This is a genomic window from Snodgrassella sp. ESL0324 (assembly GCF_013344955.1).
In the GTDB taxonomy this organism is placed as follows: domain Bacteria; phylum Pseudomonadota; class Gammaproteobacteria; order Burkholderiales; family Neisseriaceae; genus Snodgrassella; species Snodgrassella alvi.
In genome coordinates this window covers 154,650-167,897 of the sequence record NZ_JAAEDS010000015.1, presented here as the reverse complement: position 1 = coordinate 167,897, position 13,248 = coordinate 154,650, and the positions used below count along the sequence as shown (strand labels likewise).

General features: G+C 43.7%; 10 protein-coding genes and 2 tRNA genes. 8 read left to right on the top strand and 4 right to left on the bottom strand.

The features are described 5' to 3' along the window. Positions 1-1,138: DUF6531 domain-containing protein (locus GYY70_RS10455; RefSeq protein ID WP_202984469.1), on the bottom strand; the 1,138-nt coding region annotated here is incomplete at its 3' end. Between the two features lie 235 nt (positions 1,139-1,373). After that, positions 1,374-1,449: transfer RNA gene (locus GYY70_RS10450), tRNA-Phe, on the bottom strand. 285 nt (positions 1,450-1,734) lie between these two features. On the opposite strand from GYY70_RS10450, the gene ampD reads away from it, so the two are divergent. The 4 genes from ampD (at position 1,735) to galU (ending at position 7,073) form a co-directional block, all read left to right on the top strand. Continuing rightward, positions 1,735-2,319 carry a 1,6-anhydro-N-acetylmuramyl-L-alanine amidase AmpD gene (gene ampD, locus GYY70_RS10445; protein WP_174832318.1) on the top strand — a complete coding sequence of 195 codons (585 nt, stop codon included), beginning with the start codon at positions 1,735-1,737 and terminating at the stop codon, positions 2,317-2,319. Between the two features lie 106 nt (positions 2,320-2,425). Then, the gene (locus GYY70_RS10440; protein WP_174832326.1) at positions 2,426-3,676 is read left to right on the top strand and encodes a cell division protein ZipA C-terminal FtsZ-binding domain-containing protein; all 1,251 of its coding nucleotides are present in this window, start codon (positions 2,426-2,428) and stop codon (positions 3,674-3,676) included. 91 nt (positions 3,677-3,767) lie between these two features. Then, positions 3,768-6,194 (top strand): NAD-dependent DNA ligase LigA, encoded by a 2,427-nt coding sequence (gene ligA, locus GYY70_RS10435; RefSeq protein WP_174832317.1) that lies wholly within the window; start codon positions 3,768-3,770, stop codon positions 6,192-6,194. A 6-nt stretch (positions 6,195-6,200) separates the two neighbouring features. Then, positions 6,201-7,073 carry a UTP--glucose-1-phosphate uridylyltransferase GalU gene (gene galU, locus GYY70_RS10430; protein ID WP_100115475.1) on the top strand — a complete coding sequence of 291 codons (873 nt, stop codon included), beginning with the start codon at positions 6,201-6,203 and terminating at the stop codon, positions 7,071-7,073. A gap of 95 nt (positions 7,074-7,168) precedes the next feature. Here the strand turns inward: galU and GYY70_RS10425 are convergent, their stop codons facing one another. Then, entirely contained in the window at positions 7,169-7,573 is a 405-nt protein-coding gene (locus GYY70_RS10425; protein ID WP_174832316.1) for an EthD domain-containing protein, read from the bottom strand. A gap of 75 nt (positions 7,574-7,648) precedes the next feature. Here GYY70_RS10425 and GYY70_RS10420 point away from each other — a divergent pair, with 75 nt between their 5' ends. Continuing rightward, a complete protein-coding gene (locus GYY70_RS10420) occupies positions 7,649-7,990 on the top strand; it encodes a MerR family transcriptional regulator (protein ID WP_025331549.1) in 342 nt (113 codons plus the stop codon). Between the two features lie 79 nt (positions 7,991-8,069). On the opposite strand, the gene rtcR is transcribed toward GYY70_RS10420, so the two are convergent. Then, the gene (gene rtcR, locus GYY70_RS10415; protein ID WP_174832315.1) at positions 8,070-9,701 is read right to left on the bottom strand and encodes an RNA repair transcriptional activator RtcR; all 1,632 of its coding nucleotides are present in this window, start codon (positions 9,699-9,701) and stop codon (positions 8,070-8,072) included. Positions 9,702-10,020: 319 nt separating this feature from the next. Between rtcR and GYY70_RS10410 the strand changes: the two genes are divergently transcribed. The 3 genes from GYY70_RS10410 to GYY70_RS10400 all read left to right on the top strand — a co-directional run bounded on the left by GYY70_RS10410 (position 10,021) and on the right by GYY70_RS10400 (position 13,222). Then, positions 10,021-10,095: transfer RNA gene (locus GYY70_RS10410), tRNA-Trp, on the top strand. Positions 10,096-10,369: 274 nt separating this feature from the next. Then, positions 10,370-11,944, top strand: a complete 1,575-nt coding sequence (locus tag GYY70_RS12165; RefSeq protein ID WP_238791936.1) for a slipin family protein — start codon at positions 10,370-10,372, stop codon at positions 11,942-11,944. 45 nt (positions 11,945-11,989) lie between these two features. After that, positions 11,990-13,222: an RtcB family protein gene (locus GYY70_RS10400; RefSeq protein WP_174832314.1), complete on the top strand. Its 1,233-nt coding sequence runs from the start codon at positions 11,990-11,992 to the stop codon at positions 13,220-13,222. The last annotated feature ends 26 nt before the right edge of the window (positions 13,223-13,248 follow it).

The following is a 13,248-nucleotide window of genomic DNA, read 5'->3' as shown; positions in this document are numbered from 1 at the left end:
TGTTGTGGGTGCGGGTGTCGGTGCTGCTGTAGAAACGCTGCCATTCGAAGGGCAGGTGAGCCGGCAGGGAGAAGTCGAGATCTTCGGGGCCGAACAGGAGTTTGGCACCGGTTGGCAGATGAACCGGATTACCTCTGAAGGGTTCTATAGCTTTTGAAACGCCAAGGCTAATAGCTGCTGCTTTAACAGCACACTCTGCAAAACGACCTAGTTTTGTGAAAAATTTTCCAGGGGATAACACTAATGTCGCAATAGTGGCTACCAGGGCAATGGGGTGTTTGCCGCTTTTAATTTCACGGACAACAACAGATTCACCGCCGATGCGCACGTTGTTGGAAACTTTGATACCACCTTTGTAGTCATCAGTTACTTTGGCTTCGCAGGTACTGCGGTCATTGCTGCGTACTGCCGGCTGGCCGTTGATGTAGACTTTTTTGGAGCCTTCAGCCATATATTCGGCCGCGCCGGTGATGGTTCCTATTGCGGCACTGACAACGCTGAATCCAAGCTCCAGAACACCCAGTGCCGGCGAACCTGGCATGCCGATATCGGAGAAAGAAGACGGGTGTTTTTTACAGGTGATTTTATCGTAATCTCTGGGTTCAGTTGTACTCGGATCCGGAGAAGCAACGGTAGGTCTGATAAATTGACTGGCCGCCTGTCCTGCGCCCTGCAGTATGTTGCCGGCTATATTGATAAAACCTTCAGGCTGTTGCGGTGCCTGTGTGGTTTCTGCTTTTTTTACTATGCCTGCTGCACGGGCGGAAGGTAAGCTATTGGTACGAGTATTGTGAGAACCGGTTTTAATCCTGCCATCTTCGGACGGGGGAAATAAGCTGCTGACCCAGTCTGCGGCCTGTGAAATATACTTTTCTAATGCTATTGAAACACCAACGGATACAATGGTTCCTACAACACAGGCTGATGTACTGGCAGTTCCTAGTACTGCACCTAATGCCAATGCTGCTGCGCCACCGGTTGCGGTAAACATGCCTATTGCTACTGCTGCAGCGGCAACGCATGCAGTTGCTATAGCTGCATAACAGGCTATTTCAACAGCAGCGCCTGCAATATCAGCCAGCAATGAAGTATGTAAAAGCACGTCTCCCTCACGGGCTGCCCAGTATGCCTGTCCCATAGTTGTTTTCTCTGTTGATGTTTGTTTTATTTGTTATTTTTTAATTAATAATTAACAAATATTTAATAATTTTTAATTATTATATCACAAATTTATTAATAAAATTGGTTCGGATAGTGTTGCGTAATTAGAAAATCAATACCGGAATTGAATATTTATAAGATTTATTTAAGGTGAAATAAATTGAATTTTATTTTATGCAGGCAAAAAAATAACCGCATTCAGCGGTTATTAATGGTGGCCAGAGGCAGGATCGAACTGCCGACACACGGATTTTCAGTCCGTTGCTCTACCGACTGAGCTATCTGGCCATCGGGGAAGAGTGCGAATTAAACCAGATATATGCCGGCTTGGCAAGTGTTTTCTGTGTTCTCTTATCTATGTAGCTGTTTATTTGTTGGAAAAATTAGTTATTTTCTGGTTGCACAAGTATGGTTTTGAAATTCTGTGTGTTTAATCAGGTCGTTTTTTTCTTTTTTCAGAATACAGACAGGAAACGATTGCTTATCTTGGATTTCTGTCTGATTCTTCACAAAAAGTAGACGCCGGATAAGAGCTGTATTAAGGTAAACACTTTTATTACAAGGGCGAAGAGGATGCAGGGCGAACAAAAGCCGGTATGGAAAGATGGCTGGTTACAGCAATGTACTCATGTACCGTCACCGAATTTCAGCCGGCGTCCGGCACAGACTGAGGTATCGCTGGTGGTATTGCATAATATTTCTTTACCGCCGTTTGAATACGGGCAGCAGGCAGTACAGCGTTTGTTCACTAATCAGATTGATGCTGCTGAACCTGATGATTTTATGCGTTCATTAACCGGATTGCGGGTATCCAGCCATTTTCTGCTGGAACGGGACGGAACGATAATTCAGTTTGTTTCCTGTGATGACGCAGCTTTTCATGCCGGAATATCACGTTTTAACAGCAGGGATGGCTGTAATGCGTTTTCGGTCGGAATTGAGCTTGAAGGCTGTGATTTCGAACCATTTACGCCATCTCAGTATACGCAGTTGTATGCGTTATTGCAGATGCTGTGTGCGCATTATCCGATTCAGGCGATTACCGGCCATCAGCATGTGGCACCGGGGCGAAAGTCGGATCCGGGGCATTTTTTTGAATGGGATATGCTGTACAGTAATGGTTTACCGATTATGACAGAATATCAGTGGCTTTTGTAGTTTATGGCTGCCGGCAGGGGTATTTTTAGTTATAATTCCATTCAACTGTTAATTAAGTTGCGGTTTTCGCAAATTGTCTGGTAGGAATGTAATGAGTGATTCTGTAATGATTGTGCTGGTGATAGGTGCTGCGATTATTCTGTTGGTACTGGCCTATAATATTTATCAGGAAAGCCAATACCGCAAACAATTGCGCGAACAGTTCGGGCATGCCAATAAAGATGCTTTACTGGACAGTCAGGTAAATTCAGTACGGGATGGTGCGGAGGCACAGTCTGTAATGAATACTAAAACTGTGCCGCCGGCTGAGGAAGTAAATAAAACTGATGATTCATCCGCCGAACAATCTGAGACATCGGCCACTGATGAAAAAGTTATTGATGACACAGTTTCTGAAGAAGAGAATGTGTCTGCTGCGCAAGCGGCATCTTCTGCTCCCGATAACGCTGCAGCACCGGAAAATTCAGCAGCACATATTGATATGGTGCCATTATCACGCACGGTTCCGGTAAAGGGGCGTAAAGCTTTGCTGGATGTGCGGGATATGTCTAAACAACCGCTACCGTGGTTTGATGTACGTTTTGATTATCTGGCCTATATTGCGTTGTATCAGCCGAAAGAATTACATGCAATGCCGCGATTGAGCAGCCGTTCCCGTTTCCGGCTGGTGGGCTGTACGATGGATGACCGTTACCAGATAGCTGAACCGATTCCCAGTGTTTATTATCAGGGTTTTGTGGTTGGTCTGCAGGCAATCAGCCGCAGTGGTCTGCTTACTCATGAAGAGCTGGCGCATTTTGGCGAACAGGCCAATCGTTTCGCCGAGCAGATGGATGGTCAGCTGCTGTTAACGGATATTAATACTTTTCTGGATGTGGCGCGTCCACTGGATGATTTGTGCGCAAGGGTTGACCAGACAATTGCGATTCATCTGGTATCACGTACGAATGTCAGCGGAACGGAGCTGCGTTCTGCGGTTGAGAAACAGGGCTTTGAGCTGGGGCATGATGGTGCATTTTTTTATGCTGATACTGATGGCGAGCCTTTGTTTAATATTGTTACGCTGGATAACACACCTTTTACCTCTACTTTGTTAGCAAATCAAAATTATCGCGGATTCAGTATGTTGTTTGATATAGTACATATACCAAACGGCGAGAAATGTTTTGATCAGTTTATGGATATGGCTGTGAAATTATCCAGTCAGCTGGGTCTGGATCTGGTTAATGATAAAGTGGAAGAGTTATCCACAGAGTGGTTGCGTGAGGTGCGCCGCTATGTAGTTGACCGGCAAAAGGAAATGAAGCAGGTTGATCTGGAGCCCGGAAGTGAACTGGCCAAAAGACTGTTTTCCTGATATTGCCTGAATATTTTAATTTTATAAAGAGATGGCAAGCCGCAGAACGGGGTTTGCCATTTCTTTTTCCTTTTCCTGAAGGATAGCTGTAATGGATTCAGTAAGCGAACAGCAAATTATTGATTTAACCGCTCTGCTCAATCGTTATGCGCATGAGTATTATGATCTGGATGCACCTACTGTGCCGGATGCGGAATATGACCGGTTATTCCGCCAGTTGCAGGCTCTGGAAGAGCAATATCCGCAATGGCGGCAGCCGGACAGCCCGAGTATCCGAGTAGGCGGGCAGGCACAGCAAAAATTTGCTGCTGTGGTGCACCAGATTCCGATGCTGTCGCTGAACAATGCATTTTCACCACTGAATGATAATAATCAGTTCGACCATAGTGAGATGTACGCTTTTGATAAACGGGTACGTGATGGTCTTGGTGCTGAGCCTGAATATATTGTTGAACCAAAGTTTGACGGTCTGGCAATCAGTTTGTTATATCGTGACGGTTTGCTGGTACAGGCATCTACGCGCGGTGACGGATATACCGGCGAGGATGTTACTCAGAATGCGCGCACTATTGTTAATATTCCATTGCGTTTGCTGGGTGATCAGGTACCGGATGTGCTGGAGGTACGCGGTGAAGTGCTGATGCTTAAAGCCGATTTTGACCGGCTTAATGCACATCAGCAGGCAGAAAATCAGAAAACTTTTGCCAATCCGCGTAATGCAGCGGCTGGCAGTTTACGCCAGCTGGATCCGAAAATAACGGCACGCCGGCGCTTGCATTTCTATGCCTACGGAATTGCCAGACTGGATGAGCGTTTTGCGGTAAACAGCCACAGCGAAGAACTGGCATTGCTGGCTCGTTTGGGGCTGACTGTACCGCCACAGGATAATTTGTGCTATCAGGCTGATATCGGGAAGGTGCTGGCTTTTTATGAGCATATTTTTCAGATACGTGCGGATTTGCCGTTTGGCATCGATGGTGTAGTCATTAAGGTGGATAATCTGGCTCAGCAGGAGCAGCTTGGCTATGTAGCCCGTGCTCCGCGTTTTGCTATTGCCCAAAAATTTCCGGCAGAGGAAATGCTGACTACGGTAGAGGCTATTGATGTACAGGTAGGACGTACCGGTGCAGTAACACCAGTAGCACGGCTGACGCCGGTATTTGTAGGTGGTGTTACAGTTACCAATGCAACTTTGCATAATGAAGGTGAAGCACAGCGCAAGGATGTACGTGAGGGTGACACGGTTATTGTGCGCCGTGCCGGAGATGTTATTCCTGAAATTGTATCTGTGGTGCTGGCACAGCGTCCGATGGTGGAAAAACCGACGGCAGATTTGCTTACTCCGCCTGAAGCAGTACCGAAATATCCGCCGTTCCGTATGCCAGAAAATTGTCCGGTTTGCGGTCATGAAATTGTCCGTGAAGAGGGCGAAGCAGTGGCACGTTGCAGTGGCGGAATGCTGTGTCATGCTCAGCGGGTGCAGTCGCTAATTCACTTTGCTTCACGTCGCGCCATGGATATTGAAAATCTCGGTGACCGGCAGATTGAACAGTTAGTAACACAGGGCAGAGTCCGTCATTTTGCTGATGTTTATCATTTGCAATTGGCCGATTTGCTGGCAATGAAACAGCAGGCTAAACAGGAAGCAGGGGAAAGCTCAGCAGAGTCGGTGACAAATGAACTGGAATTATCTGCAACTGATAAAGCAGGCAAACAGCAGCCATCCAGATGGGCTGAAAATATTCTGGCCGGTATTCAGGCCAGCCGGCAGCGTCCTCTGGCTAATTTAATTTATGCTTTGGGTATTTTTCATGTTGGTGAGCGTACAGCAAAACAGCTGGCACAGGCTTTCGGTGATTTGGCTACGCTTACTCAGGCTACTGAGCCGTTACTGGCCTGTTTGCCGGATATCGGTAAGGTGGTAGCACATTCGGTAGCCTATTTTTTCAGTCAGGAAGATCAGACCAGTCAATTGCAGGAATTACTTGATGCCGGTGTGCAACCGCAGACAGAAACACGTCGCACACAACTGGGTAAATACTTTACTCCTGAGCGGATACTGGCTCGTTTACCCGGTGCCGGTTTAACGGAAGCGCGGGCACAGAAGCTGTGGCAACTGGCGGGTAAGGACTGGTCACAACTGTTAACTGATAAAGCCTTGCCGGAAAGCTGGCAGCAATGGTGCAGCCAGCCTGAAAATCATGAATTACTGCAAAAGACGATTGAGTTACGTGAGCAGCTGCTTAGCGGAGAGACGGAGGAAAAGACGTCATCGGTTAATGAAGCTGTAGCCGGTAAAACTTTTGTGTTAACCGGTACTTTACCAGACTGGTCACGTGATGTGGCACAGCAGCATATTGAAGAAGCCGGTGGTAAAGTGAGCGGCAGTGTATCGAAAAAAACTGATTTTGTGGTGGCTGGGTCAGAAGCAGGCAGTAAACTGTCCAAAGCTGAAGCACTTGGTGTTACTATACTGGATCAGGCTGCATTGATGATTATGCTGGGAATTAAAGAGTAAACTCAGATGAAAGCAGAACCAATCCGTAAGTGTGTTTTTCCGGTGGCCGGTATGGGGACACGGTTTTTACCGGCTACTAAAGCCAGCCCGAAAGAAATGTTGCCGATAGTGGATAAACCACTGATTCAGTATGCGGTAGAAGAGGCTGTTGCAGCCGGCTGTACTGAACTGGTATTTATTACCGGCAGGAATAAGCGCTGTATTGAAGATCATTTTGATAAGGCTTATGAACTGGAAACAGAGCTGGCTTACCGCAATCAGAATAAATTGCTTGATTTTGTGCAGGATATTCTGCCGCCCAATGTGACTTGTCTGTATATTCGCCAGCCGGCCGCACTGGGGTTGGGGCATGCGGTTTTATGCAGCCGGGCAGCAGTGGGTAAAGAAGCCTTTGCTGTGGTGCTGGCAGATGACTTGATTGATGCACAACCAGGTGCGTTGAGCCAGATGATGAATGCGTATTACCATACGGGTTGTAATGTCATTGGTGTAGAAAATGTTGATCCGCTGCAGACGGGTGCTTACGGTATTGTCGAGATTAATCATCAGAATGATTTTGATTTTGTAAAGAGTATTGTCGAAAAACCCCATCCGGATGAAGCACCCTCACATCTGGGTGTGGTTGGGCGCTATATTTTGTCTGCACGAATTTTTGATTTTCTGACTAATTTACCGTTGGGTGCTGGTGGAGAAATTCAGCTGACTGATGCTATTGCACGGTTGCTGACTGAACAGAAAATGATTGCGTATGCTTTTGCCGGCAGACGTTATGATTGCGGTGATAAGCTTGGTTATCTGGAAGCAACAGTGGCCTATGGTATGAAACATCCTCTGGTAGGAGAAGATTTTAAAAAATTATTGCAGCGCATGGTGTGTTAACGCAATACCGGAATTCATACGTAAATGCATCTAGTTTTGTTATTTGCCTGCCTGCTGTTTCGCCGGCAGGCAAGTTTTTTGCCTGGCGTTCTGCTTCAGCGCAATGGCATTGTCTGATAATTAGTGTTGCTAATAATCAGGCGTTCTGTTGCATACCAGACAACTGATTGTGTGTGATTAACAAAGCGCTTTTCATCTTCCATTAATGCGTTTAATGCCTTTACAGCTTCTGGTGAAGACCGGTTTTTCTGCATGCTTTCCAGATTCTGCCACCATATTTCAGCCATACCGTCAAAAACAAAATTCTGAGACTGACGCCCGTTTTGTATTATTTTATCCAGCCCGGGATAACGGTGCGGAATGGTTTGTACATAGCGGGTAATATTTAAAACATTTTGCACAGAAGCCACTAGCGGAGCATGATGCTCAATCCAGTATTGGTCAAATTCTTCATAAGTAATATCGGGCAGGCGTTTTACTAACATGGTTAACTTAATCATTTTCTTTCTTTCAGTTTGTGGGTTGTGCGAATAATGATAAAGTTTCACAGTAGTGTTAAAGTCAACAGAGTAAAAATGAAAATCAGTGAATTAGCCAGAAAAAGTGCAATCAGTCCCAGAATGCTGCGCTATTATGAACAGGAAAAATTGCTGACACCTGCCCGTACACAATCCGGATACCGTGAATACCAGCAGGCAGATGTAGAAAGAGTAAAATTGATTCAGCAGCTCAATAATGCCGGTTTTTCGTTAAAAATTATCCGGCAAATACTGCCTTGCTGGCATGAGCAAAACAGTAAATTTGAGCCTTGTGAAATTTACCTGAAAAATATTAATCTGACGTTAGAAAAGATTGAACAGCAAATAGATATATTAATACAAACACGAACCCGTCTGCTTAATATGATAAATAAATAATGTATTTTTGTGTATTTTATTTCGTATAATAGCCGCTGAAACTTAAATAAGAAATAATGACCACAGGCAGGAGATAGCGTTAATTGCCTTTACTGGTGCTGTCTTTTATCTGCTCCCAGCTTAAATCAAATTTGGCCAGATATTTTTTCAGTCTGTCTGCATCATTGGCGCGCTGTTTTTGTGCTCTGGACACAGCAAACAAATACCGGCCAGCTTCGGATAAAGTTCGGCTTTTCCGGCATACTTCAATGACTTTTTCCAGCTGATACCGGTCAAATTCATCAATTTCAGCCGGTATCAGCGCATCAGAAAGAGTTACCTGCTGCCAGTGTATCTGTAAACGCCGGATTTCATTTTCAACTTGTTCCAGAGTGATGTTTCCTTGTGTAGATAAAGTAGCCATACGGGTAATGGAAGCAGTGAGCTCACGGAAATTACCCGGCCATGTTGCCATAGCCGATGTGGCAAACTGAATATAACGGTCTCTGGATTGCTGATTAAAACGCGGCATGGTACCGTACTCCTGCGCAAATCGTGCCAGCTCAAAATCAATATTCGGTTCGATATCTTCTTTACGTTCGGCAAGTCCCGGTAGCTGGTAACTCCATAAATTGATACGTGCGTATAAATCCTCTCTAAAAGTACCGCGGATAATTGCCTGTTTTAAATCTTTGTTGGTTCCGGCAATTAGTTGAAAGTTACTGGATACCAGTTTGTCTGCACCTAGCGGATAAAATTGTTTTTCCTCAATCGCCTTTAAGAGAATAGCCTGTTCATCCAGCCCCAGTTCTCCGATTTCATCCAGAAACAAAACACCGTTATCCGCCTGTCTGAGTAAGCCGTTTCTGCTTAGACTGGCACTGGTATATGCACCTTTGATGTGCCCGAACAGTGTAGACATGGCATTATCGCTACTCAGGGTAGCGCAGTTAATTTCTACGAATTGTCCGGTAATCTGATGCTGGTTCAGTTTAAGCCGGTAAATTTGCCGGGCAAGAAAAGATTTACCGGCACCAGTGGGGCCGCATAGCAAAATAGGCGCATGAGAGCGGCTGGCAACCTGTTCTATTTCGTTGATTAGTTGATTGTAATGCCGGTTTTTTGTCGCTATACCTGATTTGAGCAGTTCTGTTGCCTGATTAGCATATTGCTGGAAGCGAGTCAGAATCTGATCGTAACGGTTCAGATTCAGGTCAATGATGTTTATTTGTCCGCTGGGGCACAGTGGCTGATTTGCTATAGGTTCTGCGGCAAGGTTTTCCGGCGATGCTGACGGTCTGGCCGGCGGCGAGGGTTGTAACAGTTTAGCAGGATAAAAGCGTGATTCTGCCAGTAAGAACCAGCAGATCTGCATTACATGGGTGCCAGTGGTAATATTCAGATAATAATTTTCTTGTTCATTATTAAAAGTATAGTTTTTGGCGATATCCAGTAAACAGGTATACACCTCTTCAAAATCCCATGGATCCTGTATCTGAACCGGAATCGGATTCACCTGTGTATCCGGGGCAATGGTTTTAATATCCTGAATAATGTCTTCGAGTAGTTTGCTGTCCTGAGTGTGATAAATCAGTTCCAGACGATAGATCGGCCATTCCGGATGATTACAGATATCAATAGTAGGACGCCAGCGTGTCCAGCGTTTTTTTCCTTTGCCCCGCTGGTCAAGTACATTGCCTAAAAAACTGAATACGATATTTTTCTTGTCCATTATTTATTATTAGTTATATAAAATTAAATAAAATTATATAATATTTTATAAAAAATTACGAAAATAAAACTAAAAGTAATTTATTGAAAATAAAATTATCTATTTATTTTTATAATAAAAACAATATTTTAATAATTTTATTTTAGAAATTTACGGACTTGGTACGGTAATTGCAATAAGGATATTGTCTGAAATACATACTGTTTTTTACGGCAGCAGGGTACATAGCGAATGGAATTAAATTAATCGAAAGACTGATTTATTCGCATTATCAACATGTATTCCTCGGTATGAAAGACATTTCCTTCCCCCGGAAAATTTTTGAATAGCTCAGAGGTAGAGCAATTGGTACCAAACCAATCTGTCACGGGTTCGACTCCTGTTTCAAAAACCATATTGTAATTATTTGTTGTTTGAGCAATACCAGCCAGTAAAGGGAAATAAGCAAAGCAGTAAAGCTAAGGCACGAAAAAAACCGGTTAACCGCACAGAATAAATGGATTAATGATTCTGTCCGGGTAAAAAAACCGGATAGCAGGCAAAAAATTGATGAGCCATAAGCAGTTAGTTGAATGTTTAAAGATATCAGTTTTTCCCCTGTTATTTCGTTACTTAATCCGTTTGATTGTGTCTCTTCTCTTTGCTGGCTGCCAAAAAGGAGATTTAATATGTTGAATATAATTAATGTGAAAAAAGGTGAGCTGGCCGTTGTCACCAAACGCGGTGAAATTAATACTATTGTTACCGCAGGCCGGCATATTTTCTGGAATCCTTTTGTCAACATTACTCATTATCTGGTGGATTTAGCTGATACTAAGATTGAACCGGCTATCGCGGAAAAACTGCTCAATTTTTATCCGCAGCTGGTAGAAAAATATTGTCATTATGTCAATGTGGCTGATGATGAGATTGTGCTGCGTTATGAAGAACAAATGCTGGTAGAGATTATTCAACCCTCTACTAAAGCATTGTACTGGAAGAGTTATAAAGAACAGGCAATTAAAAAAGTAACTTTGGAGCAAGGGTACCGGTTGTCTGATGAAGTTGCTATGGAAATTATTCAGGCAAAAAATACCGGCAGATTAATTGAAGGTATCGATCACATCAAACTGCATTATTTTACCGATGAGCAAATTGGTACGCTGTTTGTTGATAATCAGTTTGTACAGATTATTCCGCCTAAATCCGTAATTGGTTTATGTGAATTCAAACATAAGCTAGTTCTGGGTAAATTCAAACTACAGGATAATCATATTGATGATTTGCTGGCGGCAACAATTGAACAAAATGCCCCGCAGCAGATGGCAAAATTCTGTATTCAGATGCAGGTAGGTGCTAATCAGGCCGGTTTACGCTTTGAAGATGATTTACTAGTGGAAATTCTGCCACCGGGAACCAAACGATTGTACTGGCAGAATAACTGCAAGCAGCATATGCAGCTTATTGAGCTGACTGACGATTTTCAGCTTTCTGAGCAAATGGTACAGCAGCTGTTACAGCCAAAATTACGTAAAAAAGAAGTAACTGGCGATAGTAGTGTATTGATTGCACAGGTACCGGCATATCATGTTGGCGTATTAAAAGTTAATGGTAAAGTAGAACAGCTGCTTAATGCAGGTATTACTGCTTACTGGCGTTTTAATCGTGAAATCAGTGTTGAAATTGTCGATACACGTTTGCAGACAGTGGAAATATCCGGTCAGGAAATTTTAACCCGGGATAAAGTCAATCTGCGTATTAATCTGGTAGCCAGCTGGTGTTACACCGATGTGTTAAAGGCGTTTGCCAGAATTGCGCAGCCAATGGAGTTATTGTACCGGCAATTACAGTTTGCATTACGGGAAGCAATTGGTACTCGCAGTCTGGATGAATTGCTGGAAAACAAAAATTTAATCGACGAAGTGGTGAACGCTCATATGCAGATGCATATGACGGGCTATGGAATCGAAACGGTCAGTGTTGGCGTAAAAGATATTATTTTACCGGGAGACATGAAAACCATTCTGGCACAAGTAGTAGAAGCAGAAAAATCTGCACAGGCGAATGTTATCCGCCGGCGGGAAGAAACTTCTGCTACCCGTTCCTTACTGAATACAGCCCGGGTAATGGAAAATAATCCGGTTGCTTTACGCTTAAAAGAAATGGAAACACTGGAAAGAATTGCTGAACGAATCGATAAGATTTCGGTTGTAGGCGGTTTGGATCAGTTATTGCATGGTTTGATTAATATTCAGGCGCAATAGCGTACATCCGCTAATTAATTGGTTAAAAAATAATGGAAGTTAAAAATGCAAAAGCAAGAATTTGAAGTATTAAAAGAAAATAAAACACGTCCGGTAAAAATGTGGACAAAAGGTGTGCCGGTAGAAGATGTGGCTAAAAAACAATTGCTCGAAACTGCACAATTACCTTTTATTTTTAAGCATATTGCGGTTATGCCAGATGTGCATCTGGGAAAAGGCTCTACTATCGGGAGTGTGATTCCGACTGCTGGTGCGATTATTCCGGCTGCTGTCGGCGTGGATATTGGTTGTGGAATGATGGCTGTACAGTTGTCACTTACCGCTCAGGATCTGCCGGAAGATTTAATGCCATTACGTCTGGCTATAGAAAAGGCGGTACCGCATGGTTCCACACTCAATAAAGAAAAGTACGATAAAGGAAGCTGGCAAAATCCGCCACCGATTGTACAGGAGTACTGGCAGCAGCTTTTGCCCGGATTTGAAAAACTGACCAGTAAATATCCGTGTTTTTTAAAAGCGAATAGTTATAGTCATTTGGGAACCTTGGGCGGCGGTAATCATTTTATTGAAGTTTGTCTGGATGAGTGTGATCGCGTATGGATAATGCTGCATAGTGGTTCACGCGGTATTGGTCGTGCAATAGGTAAATATTTCAGTGAGCTGGCTAAAAAGGAAATGAAAAAATATTTCATTGATACCTATTTGCCTAATAATGATCTGGCGTTTTTAGTAGAAGGAACCGAATACTGTAATGATTATCTGAAAGCGGTGCACTGGGCACAGGAATTTGCCCGTTTAAATCGTGAAGTGATGATGCACAATACTATCTCTGCTATACGCAAAGTAATCAATGTGCCGTTTACCACGCATTTACAAACTGTAAACTGTCACCATAATTATGTACAGAAAGAGCACCATTTCGGTAAGAATGTTTTTGTTACGCGTAAAGGGGCTGTTTCTGCACGAGAAGGTGAACTGGGAATTATTCCGGGTTCTATGGGAACAAAAAGTTATATTGTGCAGGGACGAGGGAATGCAGAAAGTTTTCATTCCTGTTCCCACGGTGCAGGCAGAGTTATGAGTCGTGGTGAAGCTAAACGGAAATTTACTGTTGCTGACCAGATGCAGGCTACGGCTCATGTAGAGTGCCGTAAAGATGCTGAAGTTATTGATGAAATTCCTATGGCGTATAAAGATATTGAAGCAGTAATGCAGGCGCAACAGGAATTGGTGGAAATCAAGCACCAGTTACGTCAGGTTATCTGTGTTAAGGGCTGATATTATTCGGATAATCAACTGCAGAA

Bases quoted from the DNA above. Each gene is read 5' to 3' on its own strand.
- ampD (WP_174832318.1), top strand. From the start codon at position 1,735: ATGCAGGGCGAACAAAAGCCGGTATGGAAAGATGGCTGGTTACAGCAA.
- GYY70_RS10440 (WP_174832326.1), top strand. From the start codon at position 2,426: ATGATTGTGCTGGTGATAGGTGCTGCGATTATTCTGTTGGTACTGGCC.
- ligA (WP_174832317.1), top strand. From the start codon at position 3,768: ATGGATTCAGTAAGCGAACAGCAAATTATTGATTTAACCGCTCTGCTC.
- galU (WP_100115475.1), top strand. From the start codon at position 6,201: ATGAAAGCAGAACCAATCCGTAAGTGTGTTTTTCCGGTGGCCGGTATG.
- GYY70_RS10425 (WP_174832316.1), bottom strand. From the start codon at position 7,573: ATGATTAAGTTAACCATGTTAGTAAAACGCCTGCCCGATATTACTTAT.
- GYY70_RS10420 (WP_025331549.1), top strand. From the start codon at position 7,649: ATGAAAATCAGTGAATTAGCCAGAAAAAGTGCAATCAGTCCCAGAATG.
- rtcR (WP_174832315.1), bottom strand. From the start codon at position 9,701: ATGGACAAGAAAAATATCGTATTCAGTTTTTTAGGCAATGTACTTGAC.
- GYY70_RS12165 (WP_238791936.1), top strand. From the start codon at position 10,370: ATGTTGAATATAATTAATGTGAAAAAAGGTGAGCTGGCCGTTGTCACC.
- GYY70_RS10400 (WP_174832314.1), top strand. From the start codon at position 11,990: ATGCAAAAGCAAGAATTTGAAGTATTAAAAGAAAATAAAACACGTCCG.